Origin of the sequence: Streptomyces viridifaciens (assembly GCF_001888885.2) — a bacterium.
Taxonomy (GTDB): Bacteria; Actinomycetota; Actinomycetes; order Streptomycetales; family Streptomycetaceae; genus Kitasatospora; species Kitasatospora aureofaciens.
Genome location: NZ_CP090841.1, coordinates 7,344,427 through 7,365,495, shown reverse-complemented (window position 1 = coordinate 7,365,495; position 21,069 = coordinate 7,344,427). Strand labels below are relative to the sequence as shown.

At 69.8% G+C, this 21,069-nt stretch carries 16 protein-coding genes; 1 reads left to right on the top strand and 15 read right to left on the bottom strand.

Annotation, left to right across the window (positions count from 1 at the left end; all coding sequences use genetic code 11):
- Positions 1 to 27: 27 nt before the first annotated feature.
- The 8 genes from BOQ63_RS40160 to BOQ63_RS40125 all read right to left on the bottom strand — a co-directional run bounded on the left by BOQ63_RS40160 (position 28) and on the right by BOQ63_RS40125 (position 10,597).
- Positions 28 to 288, bottom strand: coding sequence for a hypothetical protein (locus BOQ63_RS40160; RefSeq protein WP_072655952.1), 261 nt, complete (start codon positions 286 to 288; stop codon positions 28 to 30).
- A gap of 263 nt (positions 289 to 551) precedes the next feature.
- Complete coding sequence (gene yjfF / locus BOQ63_RS40155; RefSeq protein ID WP_078867414.1) at positions 552 to 1,523, bottom strand: galactofuranose ABC transporter, permease protein YjfF; 972 nt, start codon at positions 1,521 to 1,523, stop codon at positions 552 to 554.
- Positions 1,520 to 2,602: an ABC transporter permease gene (locus BOQ63_RS40150; RefSeq protein WP_030285835.1), complete on the bottom strand. Its 1,083-nt coding sequence runs from the start codon at positions 2,600 to 2,602 to the stop codon at positions 1,520 to 1,522. Before BOQ63_RS40150 ends, yjfF begins: the two co-directional genes overlap by 4 nt.
- The gene (locus BOQ63_RS40145) at positions 2,599 to 4,122 is read right to left on the bottom strand and encodes a sugar ABC transporter ATP-binding protein (protein WP_072655951.1); all 1,524 of its coding nucleotides are present in this window, start codon (positions 4,120 to 4,122) and stop codon (positions 2,599 to 2,601) included. The genes BOQ63_RS40150 and BOQ63_RS40145 overlap by 4 nt, the downstream gene beginning before the upstream one ends.
- 78 nt (positions 4,123 to 4,200) lie before the next feature.
- On the bottom strand, positions 4,201 to 5,184 hold the full coding sequence (locus BOQ63_RS40140) for an ABC transporter substrate-binding protein (RefSeq protein WP_030285838.1): 984 nt from the start codon (positions 5,182 to 5,184) through the stop codon (positions 4,201 to 4,203).
- Positions 5,185 to 5,890: 706 nt separating this feature from the next.
- On the bottom strand, positions 5,891 to 6,922 hold the full coding sequence (locus tag BOQ63_RS40135; RefSeq protein ID WP_197698020.1) for a LacI family DNA-binding transcriptional regulator: 1,032 nt from the start codon (positions 6,920 to 6,922) through the stop codon (positions 5,891 to 5,893).
- Positions 6,923 to 7,333: 411 nt separating this feature from the next.
- A complete protein-coding gene (locus tag BOQ63_RS40130; protein ID WP_030556254.1) occupies positions 7,334 to 8,887 on the bottom strand; it encodes an alpha-L-arabinofuranosidase B in 1,554 nt (517 codons plus the stop codon).
- A gap of 147 nt (positions 8,888 to 9,034) precedes the next feature.
- Entirely contained in the window at positions 9,035 to 10,597 is a 1,563-nt protein-coding gene (locus BOQ63_RS40125; RefSeq protein ID WP_072655949.1) for an alpha-L-arabinofuranosidase B, read from the bottom strand.
- A 479-nt stretch (positions 10,598 to 11,076) separates the two neighbouring features.
- Between BOQ63_RS40125 and BOQ63_RS40120 the strand changes: the two genes are divergently transcribed.
- A complete protein-coding gene (locus tag BOQ63_RS40120) occupies positions 11,077 to 13,788 on the top strand; it encodes a beta-L-arabinofuranosidase domain-containing protein (RefSeq protein ID WP_079183970.1) in 2,712 nt (903 codons plus the stop codon).
- A gap of 188 nt (positions 13,789 to 13,976) precedes the next feature.
- On the opposite strand, the gene BOQ63_RS40115 is transcribed toward BOQ63_RS40120, so the two are convergent.
- From BOQ63_RS40115 to BOQ63_RS40085, 7 genes are all read right to left on the bottom strand, one after another.
- Positions 13,977 to 15,338, bottom strand: coding sequence for a jacalin-like lectin (locus tag BOQ63_RS40115; RefSeq protein WP_072655948.1), 1,362 nt, complete (start codon positions 15,336 to 15,338; stop codon positions 13,977 to 13,979).
- Positions 15,339 to 16,112: 774 nt separating this feature from the next.
- Positions 16,113 to 16,931, bottom strand: coding sequence for an IS21-like element helper ATPase IstB (gene istB, locus BOQ63_RS40110; protein WP_223886207.1), 819 nt, complete (start codon positions 16,929 to 16,931; stop codon positions 16,113 to 16,115).
- The gene (istA, locus tag BOQ63_RS40105) at positions 16,931 to 18,199 is read right to left on the bottom strand and encodes an IS21 family transposase (protein ID WP_072653819.1); all 1,269 of its coding nucleotides are present in this window, start codon (positions 18,197 to 18,199) and stop codon (positions 16,931 to 16,933) included. The genes istB and istA overlap by 1 nt, the downstream gene beginning before the upstream one ends.
- A gap of 418 nt (positions 18,200 to 18,617) precedes the next feature.
- On the bottom strand, positions 18,618 to 18,815 hold the full coding sequence (locus tag BOQ63_RS40100; protein ID WP_030285852.1) for a hypothetical protein: 198 nt from the start codon (positions 18,813 to 18,815) through the stop codon (positions 18,618 to 18,620).
- Positions 18,815 to 19,567: an SRPBCC family protein gene (locus BOQ63_RS40095; protein WP_030285854.1), complete on the bottom strand. Its 753-nt coding sequence runs from the start codon at positions 19,565 to 19,567 to the stop codon at positions 18,815 to 18,817. Before BOQ63_RS40095 ends, BOQ63_RS40100 begins: the two co-directional genes overlap by 1 nt.
- 30 nt (positions 19,568 to 19,597) lie before the next feature.
- Positions 19,598 to 20,845: a cytochrome P450 gene (locus tag BOQ63_RS40090; RefSeq protein ID WP_030285856.1), complete on the bottom strand. Its 1,248-nt coding sequence runs from the start codon at positions 20,843 to 20,845 to the stop codon at positions 19,598 to 19,600.
- Between the two features lie 5 nt (positions 20,846 to 20,850).
- Complete coding sequence (locus BOQ63_RS40085) at positions 20,851 to 21,066, bottom strand: MbtH family protein (protein WP_072655947.1); 216 nt, start codon at positions 21,064 to 21,066, stop codon at positions 20,851 to 20,853.
- Positions 21,067 to 21,069 lie beyond the last annotated feature (3 nt).

The window sequence follows — 21,069 nt, the reverse complement described above, 5'->3', positions numbered from 1 at the left end:
GACACGTGTGGTCGGCCCGGCATCCGGTCAGAGTGCGGGGAACGCGGTCCCCAGGATGCTCTGGTCGCCCCGGCCGTCGATCCGGCCCTGGCCGCCGTCGGCCGCGCGGACCGCCTCGATGCCCGCGTTGGCCCCGGCGACGCTGATCAGCGGTCGGCAGCCGCCGCTCGACGGGGCGAGGGTGCCACAGGCCGGCTTGCCGGAGAGCTGGTAGTCGGCGGGGTTGCGTGATCCGAACAGGGTGGCGCCGCTGTCCAGCACCAGTACCTCGCCTTGGTGCACGGTCAACGGACGGCGCCGGCCGCCGGCGGATCCGCAACGCTGCGGCGCCGACGGCCGGCTCGGTGTTCCGCCGACCTCACCCTCCGGAGGGGACGGAACGGGGACCGCTCGGGCCCGCCCGGCGAAGCGGGGGCCGGTGGACCCGGCGGAGATCACTGGCACGAGCAGGATTGTTAACGCTAACGATCACTCGTCGAACGCGCACCCGGCACGGCCGGGGCAGGCCGGCCGGGGTGGTGGTGTGGTGTGGTGTGGTGTGGCGTGGTGCGCTATCGACGGCGGGCGGTGATCAGGCGCTGCAGGACGATGAAGACGAACAGCAGCCCGCCGATCACGATCCTGGTCCACCAAGAGCTGAGGGTGCCCTGGAAGCTGATGACGGTCTGGATCAGGCCCAGCACCAGCACGCCCAGCAAGGTGCCCAGCAGGTAGCCGGAGCCGCCGGTGAGCAGGGTGCCGCCGATCACCACGGCGGCGATCGCGTCCAGTTCCAGGCCGACCGCGTGCAGGCCGTAGCCGGAGAGCATGTAGAAGGTGAGCAGCACACCGCCGAGCGCCGAGCAGAAGCCGCTGATCGCGTACACGGTGGTCTTGGTCCGCCCCACCGGCAGACCCATCAGCAGAGCGGACTGCTCGCTGCCGCCGAGCGCGTACACGTTCCGCCCGAGCCGGGTGTAGTGCAGAACGACGAACCCGGCTGCCACCACCAGCAGCGCGATCAGCACGCTCGGCGAGACGAACAGGTCTCCGAGCGGGATCCGGGTCTGTGCCATCGCGGTGTACGACGGGTCCGTGATGGAGATCGACTCGACGCTGATCGTGTAGCACAGGCCCCGGGCCAGGAACATGCCCGCCAGCGTTACGATGAACGGCTGGATCTCGAAGGTGTGGATCACCCACCCCATCAGCCAACCGCCGGCCGTGCCCATCAGCAGCACCAGCGGGATGACCACCAGCGGCGGCCAGCCGTGCCGCTCCACCAGCCAGGCGGAGACCATGGTGGACAGCGCCACCACCGCGCCGACCGACAGGTCGATGCCGCCGGTCAGCACGACGAAGGTCATCCCGACCGCGACCACGAGCAGGAAGGCGTTGTCGATCAGCAGGTTGAGCAGCACCTGCCCGGAGAAGAATCCGTCGTACTGCACCGACCCGACGGTGAACATCGACACCAGCAGGACGGAGGTGACCAGCAGCGGGATCTGTCCGCGCACTCTGGTCAGCAGGGCGTTGGCGTTCACGCGCCGACCTCCCGGTTGGTGGTGGTGGCAGGGCTCGGCCGGACACCGGCGCGGCGCCCGGCACCGCGCCGGGCGAGCTTGGCACGGAAGTTCGGTGACTGGATCAGGCAGACCGTGATCACCACGAAGGCCTTGAAGACGAGCGTGGTCTCCGGCGGGATACCGATGGTGTAGACGGTGGTGGAGAGGGTCTGGATGATCAGCGCGCCGAGGACCGTGCCGCCGATCGAGAACCGGCCGCCGTTGAGCGAGGTCCCGCCGATCACCACCGCGAGGATGGCGTCGAGTTCGATCCACAAGCCGGCATTGTTGCCGTCCGCCGCCGAGACGTTGGAGGAGACCATCAGTCCGGCGAGCGCCGCGCACAGCGCGCTGAACACGTACACCAGGCCTACCAGGCGCATCGCCCGGATACCGACCAGCCGGCTGGCCACCGGATTGCCGCCGACCGACTCCAGCAGCAGGCCGAGCGCGGTGGAGCGGGTGAGCAGCGCGGTGAGCAGCGCGACCAGTCCGCTGAGCAGGATCGCGAACGGCATCGCCAGCCAGTAGCCGCCGCCGATCAGCTTGTACGGCTCGCTGGTGATCGTGATGATCTGGCCGTCGGTGATCAGCTGGGCGACGCCGCGTCCGGCGACCATCAGGATCAGGGTGGCGATGATCGGCTGCACCCCGACCCGGGCCACCAGCACCCCGTTCGCGAGGCCCAGCAGCACCGCCGTACCGAGCGCGATGCCGACCGCGCCGAGCACCGTGCCAAGACTCGCCGGGTCGGCGGCCTCGCTGATGTGCAGACAGGCCAGCGCGCCGGCGATGGCGACGGTGGAGCCGACCGAGAGGTCGATGCCGCCGGTGGCGATCACCAGGGTCATGCCGAGCGACACCAGGATCAGCGGAGCGCCGAAGTGCAGGATGTCGATCGTACTGCCGTACAGGTGGCCGTCCTTGAGGTGGACGGCGAAGAAGTCCGGGGTGAAGGCGAGGTTGGCGAGCAGCAGCACGGCCAGCACCGCGGCCGGCCAGAACAGCCGGTACCGGGTCACCGCCCTGGCCCCCGGGGTGGTCGGCGCCGTGGTCATTGTTCCGCTCCGCTCGCGATGGTGGCCAGGACGCGCTCCGGGGTGAGCTCGCCGTCGTTGCGCAGTTGGGCGACCATCCGGCGGTCGCGCAGCACGCCGACGCGGTGGCTGAGCCGCAGCACCTCCTCCAGTTCGGCGGAGATGAACAGCACCGCCATGCCCTTCTCGGCGAGGTCCGCGACCAGCTTCTGGATCTCGGCCTTGGCACCGACGTCGATACCGCGGGTGGGCTCGTCCAGGATCAGCAGCTTGGGGTCGGTGATCAGCCAGCGGGCCAGCAGCACCTTCTGCTGGTTTCCGCCGCTGAGGTTGCGGACCAGCGCCTCCGGGTTGCCCGGGCGGATGTCCAGGGCGCCGATCCAGCGCAGCGCCAACTTGTCCTGCGCGGTGCGCGACAGCGGACGGGCCCAGCCGCGGGCCGCCTGCAGCGCCAGCACGATGTTTTCCCGGACGGTCAACTCGCCGACCAGGCCCTCGGTCTTGCGGTTCTCCGAGCAGAACGCGATGCCGTGGGCGATCGCGTCGCGCGGGCTGCGCAGGTCCGTCTCGGTGCCGTTGATCCGCACGGTGCCGCGGTCCTTGTGGTCGGCGCCGAACAGCAGCCGGGCGGCCTCGGTCCGGCCGGATCCCAACAGGCCTGCCAGGCCGACCACTTCACCGGAACGGATGGCGAGGTCGTACGGTTCGACGGAGCCCTGCCGGGCCAGGCCCTCGGCCTCCAGGAAGGCCCGGTCGGTGGCCGGAGCGGAGCGCTCGCGCCGCTTGCCTCCGGCAAGTTGGGCGAGCCCGGCGAGTTCGGAGCCGATCATCCGGGAGACCAGTTCGACCTGGTTGAGCTCACTGGTCAGGTACTCGCCTTCGAGCCGGCCGTTGCGCAGCACGGTCATCCGGTCGCAGATCTCGTAGATCTGGTCGAGGAAGTGCGAGACGAACAGGATGGCGACCCCCTGGTCGCGCAACCGCCGCATCACGGTGAAGAGTTGGCGCACCTCGTCTCGGTCCAGGCTGGAGGTGGGCTCGTCCAGGATCAGCACCTTAGCCGAGACGTCCACCGCGCGGACGATGGCGACCAGCTGCTGGACGGCGATGGAGTAGCTGTCCAGCGGCGCGCTGACGTCGATGCCCAGCTCCAGCGTGCAAACCAACTCGGTGGCGCGGCGGCGCATTTCGGCCCAGTCGATCAGGCCGAGGCGGCGCGGTTCGCGGCCGATGAAGATGTTCTCCGCGACCGACAGGTTCGGGCAGAGGTTCACCTCCTGGTAGACGGTGCTGATGCCCGCCTGCTGGGCCTGCAGCGGACCGGCGATCCGCACCCGCTGCCCGGCCAGCACCACCTCGCCGCCGTCCGCCGGGTGCACCCCGGTCAGCACCTTGATCAGCGTGGACTTGCCGGCGCCATTCTCCCCCATCAGGGCGTGCACCTCGCCGGGGAAGAGCCGGAAGTCGACCCCGTCCAGCGCCACCACCCCGGGGAACTCCTTGCGGATCCCCCGCACTTCCAGGACCGGTTGCTGACGCACCCCGGTTCTCCTCTCCTCGTGCGACCCGGCCCGCCCGGGGAGCGTTCCGCCGATCGCTCCCCGGGCGGGCGGGCCCGGTCAGTACTGGCGGGTCGGCAGCTCGGCAGCGGCCTGGTCCTGGGTGAAGACACCCTCCTGCGTCTTGATCCGCTTCGGCACCTGCTCGCCGGCCTTGACCTTCTTCGCCAGGTCCATCAGCTGGTCGCCGAGGAGCGGGTTGCACTCCACATCGACGTTGATCTTGCCCTGGCTCATCGCGGTGAAGGCGTCCTTGACCCCGTCCACCGAGATGATCCTGATGTCGGTGCCCGGCTTCTTGCCGGCCTCCTCGATCGCCTGGATCGCACCCAGCGCCATGTCGTCGTTGTGCGCGTACAGCACGTCGATCTTCGGCTGGGCTTTCAGGAAGGCCTGCATGACCTCCTTGCCCTTCGCCCGGGTGAAGTCACCGGTCTGCGAGGCCACCACCTTGAACTTCGCGTCCGCCTTGATCACGTCGCCGAAGCCCGCCTTGCGGTCGTTGGCCGGCGCCGAACCCGTGGTGCCCTGCAGCTCGACGATGTTCACCTCGTCGGACTTGCCCTGGTACTCCTTCACCAGCCAGTCGCCGGCCTTCTTGCCCTCCTCGACGAAGTCGGAGCCGAGGAAGGAGACATAGAGCGAGTCGTCCTTGGAGTCCACCGCCCGGTCGGTGAGGATCACCGGGATCTTGGCGTCCTTCGCCTCCTTCAGCACGGTGTCCCAACCCGACTCCACCACCGGCGAGAAGGCGATCACATCCACCTTCTGCTGGATGAACGATCGGATCGCCTTGATCTGGTTCTCCTGCTTCTGCTGCGCGTCGGAGAACTTCAGCTCGATGCCCGCCTTCTTCGCGGACTCCTGGATCGACTTGGTGTTCGCGGTGCGCCAGCCGCTCTCCGCGCCGACCTGCGAGAAGCCCACGACGAGCTTGTGGCCGGCACCCTTGTCGGCCGAGCCCCCACCTCCGCCGGAACCGCACGCGGTGAGGACGGTGACCATCGCACCAGCGACCAGGGCCGCCGCAGCTCTCTTGGACATGGTGGGACTTCCTCTCGGGATCGTCGATCGCGCGAACGGCACCGGTCACGTGAACGGGAGGTATCGGCGCCGTTTCGCTCCAGACAGATTGTTAACGCTCACAATCGGCACCGGCAAGGCTCTCGCACCCCGTTACCCAATCTTGACCAGCCCGTCGAGGGCGGCCCGAAGCACCGTCAACTCGACCGCAACGCGGGGAGTTGGCCCGCGTTGCGGGAGGAGAATTCCTTGCCGCGCGCACCGCACGGTGTTTGGATGACGCGCACGCCCCCGGCTGGAAGGCGGCACACGGAGAGCCATGAACCCGGGGGAAGACGCGACGACTTGACCTGCTCGGAGCGCTCTCAGTGACGGCCGCCGCCATCGGCGCAGCCGCGCAGACGGCTTCCACCGACGTGCGGTGGAAGCATGCGACCGCGACTACGCGTTCGCGCCCAGCCCTGGTCCCACGCCGATCGCCGGCACCGACGGATGGCAGCAGGACTGGAACGACAGCGTTCCCCTCGACCCGCAGCAGACCCGGCAGAGCCACGTCCTCGCTCGACGCGCGCCCCCAACCTTCGGCCGGGAGGTGCCCCGCCCGCACGGACTCCCTCCGCGCACCGCCGAGGCACGCCCTCCTCGAGACCTCAGCCGTCGGACCGCCGGGCACCAGCCGGTCCGACGCGGTCCGAACGAGCGCACCCGGCGGCCGCGGGCGGCAGGGTCAGTCGCGGCGGGCGGGGCCGGCGCTGCGGCGGAGGACCATTTCCGGGGAGATCTGGACGTGGTTGCGGGTATGTGCGACGCCGACGAGTTCCTCGAGGAGGAGTTCGAGGGCGCGGCGGCCGAGTTCGCCGAAGTCCTGGCGGACGGTGGTCAGCGGCGGGGTGAAGTACGCGGCCTCGGGGATATCGTCGAAGCCGATCACGCTGATCTCGCCCGGGATGGCGCGGCCCGCCTCGTGCAGGGCGCGGAGCAGGCCGAGGGCCATGTGGTCGTTGGCGCAGAAGACGGCCGTGACCTCCGGGTCGTGCGCGATCCGGCGGCCCGCCTCGTAACCGGAGCGGGCGCTCCAGTCACCGCTCCCGACCCGCGGCACCCGGGCACCGCCGGCCTCCAGGGTCTGCCGCCAGCCGTCCTGGCGGTCGCGGCTCTCCATCCAGCCGGCGGGCCCCGCGAGGTGGTGCACGGTGCGGTGGCCGAGGTCGAGCAGGTGTCGGGTGGCGACCTCGGCGCCGGCCCGGTTGTCGAACGACACCATCGGCATCCGGGACCGGCTGCCGGAACCGACCGCGACCACCGGTACCGAACTGGACAGCTTGGCGAGGGCGCTGACCGCGGAGATCTGCGGGGCGATCACCACGACGCCTTCCACGCCCTGGTCGAGCAGCCGGTCCACGGCCTCTTGCACGGAGCGGCTGTCCAGGGAGCGCAGGCTGGCGACGCTGACGAAGTAGTCGGCGGTGCGGGCGGCGCGCTCGATGCCGTCGAGCATCGAGGCGGGCCCGTACAGGGTGGAGTCGAAGCTGACGACGCCCAGGGTCTGCGAGCGGCGGGTGACCAGGGCGCGGGCGGCCGAGTTCGGCCGGTAGTCGAGTTCGCGGATCGCGGCAAGCACCCTCTCCCGGGTGCCGGGCCGCACGTGCGGAGCGCCGTTGAGCACCCGGGACACCGTCTGGTGGGAGACGCCGGCCAGCTTCGCGACGTCCGCCATCACCGGCTGTCGCGCCTCCGTACCGACCGCTTCAGTTCCCACGCGCAGCCCCCTCTGGTGCCCCGGTCCGACCGTCCGCCCCGTCGTCGCGCGGCGGCGCCACTGTCTCATGCCTACACTGTGCAGCGTAGATGTTAGCGTTAACAAACAACTCGGAGGCACGCCTCGATCCGCCTCAGAACGGGCGTCATGGCAGGCCGCAGCGCTTCTCCTCGCGCAGCACCAGGTGGTCGCGGAGGATGCCGTACGCCTCCTGCCCGTACGACCAGACCTCTCTTCGGCGGTGTGCCGCTCCAGACCGCCCGCGCGGACGCTGTAAGGCAAGGGTGATTGCCACGGCCACGGTGGCCGGTACCGTCTCTGGCGCTCGACGGTACCGGCCACCCCAAATCAGTGTGTCTTGTCGTGGCCCAAGCGCGGGCGCCGGCCGGTGTGCGGTGGTGGTGCCCGGGCTCAGCCCCAGGGCTGGTCGACCAGCCAGCTGGTGTCGGCGGCCCAACTGGTGCTGCTGTCCCAGCTGTTGGATCCGCCATTGGCGGCTACGTAGACCGTGTAGTTGTAGTGGCGGAGGTACTTCGTCGGGTAGTTGACGGACTGGAAGGACTGGCCGACCCCGCTGTTGCCCGAGGTGGGACAGAAGGTGGCGTCCTGCGCGAACGAGCTGCCGCCGTCGTCGGCGCTCAGGTAGAGCTCGAAGTTGTAGTGGCGCAGGAAGCGGCCGGGGTCATTGGCGGACTCGAACGTCAGGCAGGAGGTGTTGGCCAGGCCGGCGCGCACGATCCAGGTGGCGTCGGCCTTGTCGATGGCCGGGCTGGAGGAGTTGACGGCGGAGATGACGACCTTGTTGTCGGCGTCGTCGTGGCGGATGTAGTCGGAGGTGCAGCACGTGGTGGTGGCCTGCATGGAGACCCGGGAGCCAGGGGTGAGTGCTCCGGTGCTGGTTGAGCTGCTGCTGTAGCCGGCGGCGGTGATGTTGGCCTGGACGGCGTTCTCGGTGGCGTCGGTCGGGTAGCCGGAGGTCATGACGCCCTCGTAGAAGGTGCCGGCGGAGCCCTTGCTGTTGTCGCCGCCGATGCCCAGGATGATCGCGCCCTCCTTGTGCATCGGGTTGTAGCCGGCCGCGTTGGGGCGCGCGCCGCTGTAGTAGGTGGACAGGCCGCCCGACTGGGCGTCGCCGGCCCGGATGGCCCACTGGTTGGGCTCGCCCTTGACGATGGCGGTCAGGAACCGGTTGTTGACGCTCGGGTCGTTGGCGTTGAAGCGGGTGTTGATGCCGGAGAACAGGCCGTTCTCCTGGTCGGCCATCACCCAGGGGCCGTTGCCGGAGCCGTAGCCCCAGGCCTTGCTGTTGCCGAAGTAGATGGCCTCCATGTGGCCGTTGCCGGTGTCGGTGTTGCTGGTCTCGGCGTTGCCGTAGTCGAAGCAGCAGCCGCCGTCGTAGTGGGTGCCGTCCAGGATCGCGTACATGCCCTCGGGCTGGTCGCCGGTGGCGATGCCGTTGGTGTTGTTGTTGCGGTAGCCGGTGCCGGGGGCGATGTAGACGCCGTACGCCTCGTGGCCGGCGACCGTGACCGGCGCCTCGAAGGCGTTCGCGAGGTTGTCCGGGCCCGGCGCGGCACCGCCGGCGGGGGCCTGGGTGAGGTGGTTGCCCTTGCCGGACTGGTCGTAGATGACGGTGATGACGCAGCTGGTAGCGGCACAGAAGGAGTCCTGCGCGGCGGCGTCGGCGTAGCCGCCGGTGCTCAACAGGCCGATGTCCTTGGTCGCGCCGTCCGACGCGCGCTTCACCTGGTACAGCGCTCCGCTGTAACCGGCGTACAGCGCCCGGGTGGTGGAGTGCGCGGCGACGCACGGCGTATTGCCGGCGGCGTAGATGTCGCACGGCCCCTGGGTGGCCGCCTGCGAGGTGGTGGTCGTGGCAGTGAGCAGGCCGGCGGCGAGCGCGGCGGTGGTACCGGCCCCGAGCAGCGCGCGCCTGACGCGGCGGATCCACGGTCGCTTGATCATGAAGAACTCCTTCACAGGGTGGGGTGTGAGGTGAGCGTCGACGAACCCCCGGTGCCCGGCTGTGCGGGCGGCGTGGGTTGCGTTGCCGCCTCCGGGTCCGGTGCGGATTCGGCCGTCTTCGGCACCGGACTCGGGGCGGGCTGCTCCTCAGCTCCAGGGGGCGGCCGCGAGCCAGCTGGTGTCCTGGGCCCACGACGAGGTGGCGTCCCAGGCGTTGGTGCCGCCGTTGCTCGCGATGTAGGCGGTGAAGTCGTAGTGGCGGATGTATTTGGCCGGGTAGTTGAAGGACTGGAGGGAGTGACCTGTGCCGCTGTTTCCTGGCTGCGGGCAGAAGGTGGCGTCCGCGGCGAACTGGGTGGTCCCGTCGTTGGGACTGAGGTAGAGCTCGAATGCGTAGTGCCTGAGGTAACTTCCGGATGCGTTGGCCGACTCCAAGGAGATGCAGTTGCTGTTGGCCAGGCCGGCGCGGACGATCCAGGTGGCGTCGGCCTTGTCGGTGGCCGAGCTGGAAGAGTTGATCGCGGAGATGACGACCTTGGTGTCGGCGTCGTCGTGGCGGAGGTAGTCCGAGGCGCAGCACGCGGTGGTGGCCTGCAGGGAGACCCGGGAGCCGGGCGTCAGCGAGCCGGTGCCGGTCGAGGCGCTGCCGTAGCCGGCTGCGGCGATGTTGGCCTGGACCGCGGCGTCGGTGGCGTCGGAGGGGTAGCCCTTGACCATGGCACCCTCGTAGAAGGTGCCCGCGCTCGCATTGTGGTTGGTCTGGCAGCAGTCGCCTCCGCTGCCGAGGATTATGGCGCCCTGCTTGTGCATCGGGTTCCATCCGCTGGGCAGTGCGCCGCTGTAGAGCTGGGTCAGGCCCCCGGACCGGGCGTCGGCGCCCTTGAGTGCCATCTGTGTGGTGCCGTTGTTCTTGAGCATCGCGGTGACGAAGCGGCTGGTCTGCGAGACCTGGTCGGGGTTCCACGTCTTGCCGCCGCCGGAGAACAGGCCGTTCTCCAGGTCCGCCTGCACCCACGGCCCGGTTCCGCTGCAACCGCCGAACCAGCATTCCGTGCTGAAGTTGATCGCGTCCATGGCGCCGTTGCCGTCGGCCTTGTGGTCGATCTCCGTGTTGCCGTAGTCAAAGCAGCAGCCGCTGTTGACGTGGGTGCCGCTGGTGACCATGTACTCGCCCTCGGGTGAGCTGCCGGTCGGCACCCCCGAGGTGGAGCTGTATGCGAAGTAGCTGTTGCCGGGGTTGATGTAGAGCGCGTAAGCCTTCTGGCCGCCTACGGTCACCGCTTCGGTGGTCGCGGTGGCCGCCGTGTCGGCGCCGCCGGTCCCGCCGGGTCCCTGGTAGACCAGGGTGCTGCCGCTACCGGTCTGGTCGTAGAGGCGGGTGATGGTGCACACGGTGCCCGCGCAGAACGAGTCCTGCGCCGCGGCGTTGGCGACGCCTCCGGCGGACAGTACCCCGATGTTCTGTGTCGTGCCGTCCGACGCCCGCTGCACCTGGTAGAGCGGGCCGTTGTAGGAGGCGAACAGCGCGCGGGTGGTGCTGTGCGCCGCGACGCATGGTGTGCCGCCGGCGGCGTAGATGTCGCATGGGCCCTGGGTGGCGGCCTGGGAGGTGGTGGCCGTGCCGGTGAGTACGCCGGCGCCGAGCACGGCGGTCGTCCCCGCCGCCAGCAGCGCCCGCCGGGCACGGCGCAGCCACGATCGTACGGTCATGAACGAACTCCTTCCATGGGGTGGGGGAAAGGAAGGGGTGTGGGGTGGGGGTGAGGGCGATTGTTAACGCTCACAATTGCACCCGAGAAGGAGCGGTGCGCGCATACGATGGAATGGACACCTCAGGGGCACCGCAACGGCCATCACTATGGCCACACGTTGGGGCACCGTCAAGACATTGCACATGGAACCTTTGTCAGTGTGCGAACATTTTTCGACTCGCGGTCCGGGCCGGCACCGCCGGCCCGTCACCGCGGTCGGTCGAGAACCGGTGGGCAGTGACGGTCCCCCGCCCCGCGGACCTCTGGACACGCCCGGCGCGCGGGGCTATAAACGTGGGACCTGTTAACGGCAGATGTCGCGATGTTAGTCACCTCTCGCCCCGCCCCGCAGAGTTGCCGTGCCTCGGGCATCTTTGTTAGCGCTAACACTTCACGGGCGCACGGTGGTTCTTCCTCCCCGAAAGGAACAGGTCAGCAATGCTGCCCCCTCCCCTGAGCCGCCGCAGTCTGCTCCAGGCGACCGGCGCCCTGGCCGTCGCGCCCGCCGTCGGTCTCGGTCTCGGTCTCACCGCCCCGGATGCCGAGGCCGCCGCCATAGGCGTCTCGGCGCTGCCGTTCGACCTCGGCCAGGTCCGGCTCACCGGCGGCCGGTGGCTCGACAACCAGAACCGGACCCTGGCGTACCTGCGCTTCGTCGACGTCGACCGCCTGCTGTACAACTTCCGCGCGAACCACCGGCTGTCCACCAACGCGGCCTTCGCGACGGGCGGTTGGGACGCCCCGGCGTTCCCCTTCCGCACCCACGTGCAGGGGCACTTCCTCAGCGCCTGGGCCCAGGCCTACGCGGGAACGGGCGACACCACCTGCCGCGACAAGGCCGCCTACATGGTGGCCGAGCTGGCCAAGTGCCAGGCCAACAACGCCACCGCGGGGTTCGCCGCCGGCTACCTCTCGGGCTTCCCCGAGACGGACTTCACCCAGCTCGAGTCCGGCACGCTCAAGAACGGCAACGTCCCCTACTACTGCGTCCACAAGACCATGGCCGGCCTGCTCGACGTCTGGCGCCTCATGGGCAGCGCCCAGGCCCGGGACGTGCTCCTGGCGCTGGCCGCCTGGGTCGACCAGCGCACCGGCAGCCTCGGGTACGGCCAGATGCAGGCACTCCTGGGTGTCGAGTTCGGTGGCATGAACGAGGTCCTGGCCGACCTCCACCTGCGGACCGGGGACGCGCGCTGGCTCGCGGTCGCCCAACGCTTCGACCACGCCGCCGTGTTCGACCCGCTGGCCGCGGGCCAAGACCAGTTGAACGGCCTCCACGCCAACACCCAGGTGCCCAAGTGGACCGGCGCCGTCCGCGAGTACCGGGCCACCGGAACCGCGCGCTACCGCGACATCGCCTCGCACGCATGGACGATCTGCACCACCTCGCACAGCTACGCCATCGGCGGGAACAGCCAGGCCGAGCACTTCCGCGCCCCCGACGCCATCGCCGCCTACCTGACCAACGACACCTGCGAGCTCTGCAACTCGTACAACATGCTCAAACTCACCCGCGAGCTCTGGCAGTTGGACTCCGCACAGGCCGCGTACTTCGACTTCTACGAGCGCACCCTGCTCAACCACGTCGTCGGCGCGCAGAACCCCGCCGATCCCCACGGGCACGTCACCTACTTCACCCCGCTCAAGCCCGGCGGCCGCCGCGGCGTGGGCCCGGCCTGGGGCGGCGGCACCTGGAGCACCGACTACGACAGCTTCTGGTGCTGCCAGGGCACCGGCATGGAGTCCAACACCAAACTGGCGGACTCCGTCTACTTCCACGACGGCACCACCCTCGTCGTAAACCTGTTCGTGCCCACCGTCCTCACCTGGTCCGAACGCGGCATCACGGTCACCCAGTCCACCTCGTACCCGGCGCAGGACACCACGACGCTCCGGGTCACTGGCAGCGTGAGCGGCACCTGGTCGATGCGCATCCGCATTCCTGCCTGGACCTCCGGCGCCACCGTGAGCGTCAACGGCACGGTCCAGAACATCGCCACCAAGCCGGGCAGCTATGCCACCCTCACCCGCTCCTGGACCTCCGGCGACACGGTGACCGTCGAACTGCCCATGCGCGTCACGCTCCGGGCCGCCAACGACAACCCGGACGTCACCGCGATCACCTACGGTCCGGTCGTCCTGTGCGGCAACTATGGCAGCACCGCCCTCGCCGCCCTCCCAGTCCTCGACCCGGCGTCGATCACCCGGACCGGCACGACCGGCCTCGCCTTCACCGCGACCGCCAACGGCTCACCCGTCGGCCTCGTCCCGTTCCACGAGGCCCAGGGCTTCAACTACACCGTCTACTGGAGCACCGGGAGCACCGGATTCCGCCTGCTCAACGCGGCCAGCGGGCTCGTTCTGGGCATCCAGGACATGTCCACCACGGACGGCGCGTCCGCCCTCCAGTGGGCCGACTCCGGCACCGCCGACCACGACTGGGGGCTCGTGATCGACGGCACCGCGCTGCGCCTGCGCAACGCCAACAGCGGCAAGGTCCTCGGCGTGCAGGACATGTCCACCGCCGACGACGCCCCCGTGCTCCAGTGGTCGGACAACGGCACCGCCGACCACCGGTGGTCCGTCGTCGAGGCGGCCGACGGCGCGTACGAACTGCGCAACGCAAACAGCGGCAAGCCGCTCGGCATCACCGGCGGATCCCTCGCCCAAGGGGCCCTCGCTGTGCAGGCCGCGGACACCGGTGCGCCGACCAGCCAGTGGCGGTTCGTACCGAGCGGCACCCGCCGCATCCAGAACGTGGCCAGTGGGCTGGTGCTGGGTGTACTGACCATGTCGACCGCCGACGGCGCACCGGCGATCCAGTGGGGCGACAACGGCACCGCGGACCACCTGTGGACCGCGGTGATCGACGCCGGAGGCTACCTGCGGCTTCGGAACTCCAACAGCGGCAAAGTCCTTGGCGTGGAGGGCGGCAGCACGACGAACGGCGCCAGGATCGTCCAGTGGACCGACGACGGAGCCGCCGACCACCGGTGGCGCCTACGGCACGGCGGCGGCGACACCTTCCGCATCCAGTCCGCCGTCAGCGGCCGAGTCCTCGGAGTCTCCGGCGCCTCCACCGCCGCAGGAGCCCAGGTCGTCCTGTGGGACGACAACGGCACGGCCGACCACCTCTGGCGCTTCGTCTGACCGGGCGATCACGCCCCGCCGCGCACACGCGTCCGCGCCGGTGTCCCGGCCGTCCGCCGTCATCCGCCGTCATCCGCCGGCACCGGCGGATGACGGCGGACGCCGATGAAGCGGCTCTGGAAGACCGGGGACCCCTGGAACACCGGATCGCCGCTGCCACGGTGTTCGGGTCGTTCATCCCTCGTCTCTCAGCGTCGGGTGAAGATGAAGCCGAGCTTGTCGACCTCGTCGCCGGCACGACCATCGAAGCCGGCGAGCTGCCACCCGGCGGGCGCGGTGCGGGTGACGCAGTCGGCGGTGGTCGTGCCGCCGGCCAGGGACCGGCCCAGGCTGGTGGTGAACTTCGCGTAGAAGATGCGGGTGTGGCCGTTGTACGCCCCCTGGCAGAGGGTGGCGGAGCTGACGTACTCGCCGCTGCCGAGGCCGAGCGAGGACGCGGTGCCACCGGAGCCCCCGTGGGTGAGCGTGGTGCCGTTCCCGAGCGTCAGCTGGACCTGGTCGACGCGGGAGCCCGCACGCAGGCCGATCACGGCGGCCTGCGCACCGGCCGCGACCTGGTCGATGTCGTCGTAGAAGTCGCCGTGCGGGCCGCCGAACTGCTCGCTCGTCCGGTAGGCGGGGCTCTGGCTCCAGCTGAAGCCGACGGCGATCGGGTCGTGGTCGGAGAGCATCGCGCCGGAGCCGTCCAGGAAGTCGGCGTGCTTGTTGTGGTACGAGGTCGCGCTGAGCGAGACGAGCGCGCTGCTGCGGTAGAGGACCTTGTCGACCACCTCGCAGGTGTCGGTGATCGCGTTCTCGTCGCACAGCAGCGGATCGGCACCGCGGGTCGGTGCCACGCCGCCGCGCTCCAGCTGCACCCAGGCGTCGGTGAGTCGGTTGTCGGCGGCGAAGGCGGCGACGGTGTCGTCGGCACGCGTGTAGCGGGTGTTGGTGTCACCCATCACGATCACGGCGTTCCCCGCCGAGTGGGTCCCGATGTACGAGGTGAGCTGCGCCAGGTTGGCGGCGCGAGCGGCCTCGTCACCGGCGGACGTGCCCGCGTTGGCGTGGAGGTTGAAGACGTCCACGTACACGCCCTCGGCCAGCCGGGCCCGCAGGAAGGTGAATCCCTTGGGGGTGAGACAGTCGCCGGAGTCCAGCTGGCAGTCGTTCCACCTGACGCGCTCGAAGTCGTCGGTGTCGTAGGCGAGACCGGACAGGGTGTTGAGTCCGCTGCCGATGCCCGCGCCGCCGCTGGTCGGCGTGCGGTAGGGGTGGGAGTCGGCGGCGTAGAGGGCGGCGTGGTAGTTGAAGTCCTCCTGGACGTCGACGAGGTCGTACGGGGCCAGGCGCCCGCCGATCGCGGTGGTGCTGGACTGCCGGTCGGTCGAGGCGCTGGACAGCACCTGGGGAAGTCCGGCGACGTTGTATGTCAGGACGGCGAACGACCCGCCGCCCTCGGCGGCCTGCGCGGCCGGCGCGCTGACCAGGCCGCCGAGGGCGGCTGCCGCGGCGAGAGCGCCGGCGAACACGGTTCGGACGAAGGGGCGGCGGAGGCGGGGCTCGGACATCGCTGCTCCGGTGGGATTCGACTGCGGGGATCCGGTTTCCCGGAGCGTATGAGCCGACCATGTGCGCGTCAACAGTGCCGATGACCAGCCGTTACCCGTGTGACCTGGACCTTTCCGTCACTGTCACGAATGATTCCGGACGGTTCTGTGAGCGTTAACGGACATTTCCTTCGGGTTTCGACTCTGGGCAGGAGTCGCGCCGCCAGCGGTGCTCGGCGAAGGCGGCGCGCTGGTCGGCGGGCTCCGGCCGTTAGACCCCTCGGCGGCCGGTGATCCCCCGGCAGTCCGATGAACGCGACCTGCCCCGTCAGGACGGCACGAAGGCGCCGGCAAGGGCTCGATGACGTCAGCAACTCCCGCAGTCTGTCGCCTGCTCTGGCCGACACGGCTTTCGGCATGTGCCGGGGGTGGGGGATCTGCCCGGTCATGTCATGGCTTCTTGTCGGCATCGGTTACCACTGGCGAAGGGTTGGCGGCGGCTGTACGCATGCGAGGTCTTCATGACCTCCCCCAACGGATCCCTCGCGGAACAGTCGCCCTGGTGGCCAACGGACAGATCATGAAGTGGATCGCGTTCGACTGCCCCTGCAAGGCGAGCCATCGGGTACTGCTCAATCTCAACCCGAACGTCCGCCCAACTGGACCGTGAAGAGCTCCAAGCCGCTCACGGTGTCGCCCAGTATCGACGAACTTCGCGGAAGCTGTCGGCGGCGGTTGAACCGTGACCCGGTTCCGGCGGTTGAGTTCTGACCCTCGCGTCTTCTGTTGATCTTGTTAGTCGTTGCTGGTCGGTGTGCGGCCGAGGTCCCCGCGGCCTCGCATGCGGTAGGACTCGCCCTTGAGGGAGTGGACCTCGGCGTGGTGGACGAGCCGGTCGATCATGGCGGCGGCGACGGTCTCGTCGCCGAAGGTTTCTCCCCAGCGTCCGAAGGGCTTGTTCGAGGTGACGATCACGCTGGCCCTTTCGTATCTGTTCGAGACGAGCTGGAAGAACAGGTTCGCGGCCTCGGGCTCGAAGGGGATGTAGCCGACCTCGTCGACAACGATCAACGGGTAGCGGCCGAGTTTGACGAGTTCGTCCTGGAGGCGGCCGGTGTGGTGGGCGGCGGCGAGGCGGTCGACCCATTGGGAGGCGGTGGCGAACGCGACCCGGTGGCCGGCCTGGCAGGCCCGGATGGCGAGTCCGGTGGCCAGGTGGGTCTTGCCGGTGCCGGGCGGCCCGAGGAAGACCACGTTCTCCTTCGCGGCTATGAAGTCCAGTGTGCCCAGGTGGGCGAGCTGTTGGCGCGTCATGCCCCGCAGATGGGCGGTGTCGATCTCCTCGATGGTCTTGACCGCGGGGAATCGGGCGGCCCGGATGCGCTGTTCGCCGCCGTGGCTGTCACGGGCGGAGACCTCGCGCTGCAGGCAGGCGACCAGGTATTCGAGGTGGGTCCAGGACTCGGTGCGGGCCCGCTCGGCCAAGCGCTCGGCGGCGTCCAGCAGAGCGGGTGCCTTCATGGCGCGGGCGAGGAACGCGAGGTCTGCCGAGGTCTGCCGCCCTTCCTTGGGCGTCTGCTCTGCGGTGGTCGTGGCGGTGGCGGTGCGAGCCATCAGGTGTCCTCCTTGCCGGCGCCGCCCTCGATGAGGGTGAAGATGCGGTCGTAGGAACCGAGCTCACGCTGTTCGACTTCAACGCCGAGGTCATCGGGGGCGAGAGCGGTCAGGCTCGAGGCCCAGGCGCGTGAGGCCCGCTGCCGGATCGCCTGGCCGCGCAAGGTCTGGGCCGCGGCGGTGTGCTCGGGGTCGGTGATGGTCTGGTGCCGAGCCCAGCATCGGCTGTGGCGGGCGACGACCTCGCCGGTGCGGTTGGTGGCGACGATCTCCTCGGTGTCGGCCCGGACGGTGATCTGCTGCCCGATCGCGCGGGGGTGGACGGAGTAGTCGCAAGTGTCGACGCGGATGTAGTGGTCGCGTCCGAGCCGGGTCGTCTGGGGCCACCAGTTGGGCGGTGCGACCGGTGGCAGGGTGAGCATCTCGGACCGGTCGGCTTCCCAGCGCTCGGCGGGCCGGCAGCCGATCGTGCGGTGGTGCCGGCGGTTGGCGACCTGCAACCAGGCGGTGAGCTGGGTGTTGAAGTCGCCCGGTCCGGCGAACGTGCGGCCAGGCAGGAAGCTGGTCTCCAGATAGCCGTTCACCCGCTCCACCAGGCCTTTCGCCTCCGGGTCACGAGGCCGGCAGAGGTGGATCCTGGTCGCGAGCAGGCCGGCGAACGCTGCGAACTCCGACGTCAGCTTTCCCTGGCCGACGCCGCTCTCATTGTCCCAAACGAGCGTCTTCGGGACGGCGCCCCAGCCGGTCAGCAGCCGCCAGTGCCCGTCGATCAGGTCGGCGGTGGAGCGGGACGGCAACATCCGCGCGGTGATCACCCTGGAATAGCCGGACACGACGACGAGCACCGGCGGGCGTCCCGTCTGCCCGTAGCCCAGCGGGATCTCGGCCGGCGGAAACCACAGATCGCACTGCGCGAGCTCGCCCGGCGAGTAGACCGTCCGAGAGACCGGATCGACCGGCAGATAGGCCGGCCGCAGCTCGCGCACCCGCTCCTTGAGAATGGTCAGCCCACGGTCCCAGCCGATCCGCTCGGCGATCACCGTCGCCGGCATCGCCGGCGTCTGCCGCAGCAGCTCGCGGATCGCAGGCTCGACCGCATCAACCGCCGATCCCTTCAACGGCCGCTGATAGACCGGCGGCCGGTCCGTCGCCAACGCCCGCTTCACCGTGTTCTTCGAGATCCCCAGATGCCGGGCGATTGCCCGGATCGGCATCTGCTCGGCCCGGTGCAGCCGACGGATCTCAGCCCAGTCCTCCACGCGAATCACCCTCTCCTCCTGACCCTCGATGAAGATCAGGATGAACAGAAGATCGCGAAGTGGGTCCCGTTTCATCCGCCGATCAGCGGTCAGTTTTCACCCGTCGCCGACAGAAGCGAGCGATGCCACTACTTCATCAGGGACGGACACATCGTCTGGACCTGAGGTCTCCTCCGAACCCCGTTTCGAAGCCTCCGAACTTTGAACGGGTCAAGTACTACCAGCGCACCCCGAGGACCTTTAGCTGTCCGAGCTGTCCCGGGGGAGTTTGTCCCGGCGGGCCTTCTGATGGTTGAGCCAGGCCCCCAGCCTGGGGTAGCGGCCGGCTGCGCCCGCGCGTCTCAGCTGGCGAAACGCGCCCGTGGTCGAGGGAACGGCGGCCGGTGCCGTCCCTCCGGACGGCACCGGCCTCGTGGAAGGGGGAGGTCTACCAGCGGCGGCGTGGCGGCGGGTCGAGCTTGGCGGCGAGGGCCGAGAGAAAGGTGGGGAGCTTGTCGACCATCGCCTTGGGGACCGGGGTGGTCTGGACGCCGCCCCGTTGCACGTCCTCGACGAGGAGGGTGTAGGTGCCGTTCTCCTCGACGAGTTCGGCGGCGAAGAGCAGTGTCCTGGTGGAGGTTTCCATCAAACGTCCTGGGACTGGGTGTCATTGAGCCAGGCGGTCCACGCTGCGGTGGCCCGCTGCTCGTCGGCGTCCTTGGCAAACAGGTGGTGGCCGAGCCAGATCGGTACGTTCCAGGTACTGCCGTTGAAGAAGCGGTACAGGGCGTCCGGGCCGCGCAGGCCGACGAAGTCGGGGCTGAGCCAGTCGACGACCACCTCCTCCGGGCCCGTGTCCGCACCGGGGACGAGGAGTGGAACGCGGTCGCCGACGGACGCGTCGTCGGCGAGGCCGAGGCGGCGGCGCAGAGCGGCGAAGTCGGCCGGGTCCGAGGTGGGTTCGGGGCGCTGGGCCCTGACGTAGACGGCGGGGCGGCCGGCGAAGTGCCGCAGGTACTCGGCGAGGCCGTGCTGGTAGAAGTCGACGTGCTTCTCGGCGGCGTCCGACTTCCTGTCCCAGACCTCGTCCCAGACGCCCTGGTGCACCCAGTGGATCCCCATCCGCAGGTGGCTCGTTCCGCCGTCCGCAGGCGCGATCCGGTAGCTGAGCGTGTTGGAGAACTCGTCGCCGACGGTCGCCCGGACGGCGAAGTGGCTCGGCGGCTCCCAGGCCACGACCGTGCTGTCGGCCCGGCTGGCCTTCCCACCGACCCGCGGTTCGACTTCCATGGGATACAGCCAGCCCAGGTTGCCGGCGCCGGTGGCGACCGCGGCCCAGACCTGCTCGGGCGTGGCGGGTAGGTCCTGTTCCCGGCGGACCTCGAACTCTCGGGCCATGGTCGGTGCTCCTTCGTCGTCGTTCGGGTGTCAGTAGGTGATCGGGAGGGCGCTGAGCCGGCGTTGCAGCGGGTTGGGCCGCCAGTCGAGCGTCGACCCGTCGGCCAGCCGCAGGGCCGGGAGGCGGCGCACCAGGGTGCCGATCGCCACCTCGGCCTGGAGCTTGGCCAGCGGCCCGCCGAGGCAGAAGTGCGGGCCGTGGCCGAAGCCCAGGTGCCGGTTGCCGGGGCGGGTCAGGTCGAGGCGATCCGGGTCCTCGAAACGCTCGGGGTCGCGGTTGGTCGCGCCGAGGAACAGGTACGCCAACTCCCCCTCCCGCAGGAGCTGTCCGCCGATCTCCAGGTCCTCGGCGACGACCCGCACGATCGCTTGGGTCACCGTGTCGTATCGGGCGAGTTCCTCGACCGCGGCGCGGATCAGTCCCGGGTCCGCGCGCAGCCGGGCGAGCTGGTCCGGGTGGCGCAACAGGGCGAGCGTGCCGTTGCCGATCAGGTGGGTGGTGGTCTCGCCACCTGCGGTGATCAGGACGAAGCAGGTGGACAGCAGTTCCGAGTCGCTGAGCCGGTCGTCCTGCGCCTGGGTGGCGACCAGGGCGCTGATCAGGTCGTCGCCCGGGTGGGCCCGCCTGCGGCGGACGAGTCCGGCGAGGTATTCCTCGTACTGCTCGATCGCCTCCTCGGACTTGTCGATGTCCTCGCCCAGCCGGCCGAAGCGGCGGAACCACACTTCGACCTGCGGGCGGTCCTCCGGCGGGATGCCGAAGAGCTCACAGGTGACGGACATCGGCATCGGGGCGGCGACCGCCTCGATCAGGTCCGTGGTCGGTCCGGCCTCGACGGCTTGGTCGATCAGCCGGTCGACGATGCGCTGGACGCCGTCGCGCAGGGCTTCGACGCGCCGGGCGGTGAAGGCCCGGTTGGCGAGTTTGCGCAGCCGGGCGTGGTCCGGCGGGTCGGTGTTGGTCATCACCCGGCCGAGCCGGTCGGTGAGCCGGCTGAAGGCCTTCAGGTCACCGCCGAGCGCTTCGTAGGCGCGGGTCATCCGGTCCCGGTCGTTGGACAGTCGCAGGTCGCCCAGCGCCGTCTCCACGTCGGTGTACCGGGTGAGGTACCAGATGCCCTGGGCGCTGCGGTGGACGGGACTCTCGCGCCGCATGCGGGCGTAGAAGGGGTACGGGTCCCGCCGGGCCTCGGGGGTGAACAGGTCCGCGGCGAGGTCGTGGGGCGGGGCGAGGCCCGCGGTGCCGCGGGCCCCGTCCCCGGTGCCGATGGAGGTCACGTCGACTACCGCTGGGCGTCCATGGCGTCGGCGAGGCTCTTGGGCCGCATGTCGGTCCAGGACCGCTCGACGTACTCCAGGCAGGCGGCGTTGGTGTCGGGTCCGTGGACGACGGTCCAGCCGTCGGGGACATCCGCGAACTGCGGCCAGAGCGAGTGCTGGTTCTCGTCGTTGACGAGCACGAGGAAGGTGCCGTCCTGGTCGTCGAAGGGGTTGGTCATCGG

Bases quoted from the DNA above. Each gene is read 5' to 3' on its own strand.
- BOQ63_RS40100 (WP_030285852.1), bottom strand. From the start codon at position 18,815: ATGGAAACCTCCACCAGGACACTGCTCTTCGCCGCCGAACTCGTCGAG.
- BOQ63_RS40125 (WP_072655949.1), bottom strand. From the start codon at position 10,597: ATGACCGTACGATCGTGGCTGCGCCGTGCCCGGCGGGCGCTGCTGGCG.
- BOQ63_RS40150 (WP_030285835.1), bottom strand. From the start codon at position 2,602: ATGACCACGGCGCCGACCACCCCGGGGGCCAGGGCGGTGACCCGGTAC.
- BOQ63_RS40095 (WP_030285854.1), bottom strand. From the start codon at position 19,567: ATGGCCCGAGAGTTCGAGGTCCGCCGGGAACAGGACCTACCCGCCACG.
- BOQ63_RS40130 (WP_030556254.1), bottom strand. From the start codon at position 8,887: ATGATCAAGCGACCGTGGATCCGCCGCGTCAGGCGCGCGCTGCTCGGG.
- BOQ63_RS40120 (WP_079183970.1), top strand. From the start codon at position 11,077: ATGCTGCCCCCTCCCCTGAGCCGCCGCAGTCTGCTCCAGGCGACCGGC.
- BOQ63_RS40140 (WP_030285838.1), bottom strand. From the start codon at position 5,184: ATGTCCAAGAGAGCTGCGGCGGCCCTGGTCGCTGGTGCGATGGTCACC.
- BOQ63_RS40115 (WP_072655948.1), bottom strand. From the start codon at position 15,338: ATGTCCGAGCCCCGCCTCCGCCGCCCCTTCGTCCGAACCGTGTTCGCC.
- BOQ63_RS40085 (WP_072655947.1), bottom strand. From the start codon at position 21,066: ATGACCAACCCCTTCGACGACCAGGACGGCACCTTCCTCGTGCTCGTC.
- istB (WP_223886207.1), bottom strand. From the start codon at position 16,931: ATGGCTCGCACCGCCACCGCCACGACCACCGCAGAGCAGACGCCCAAG.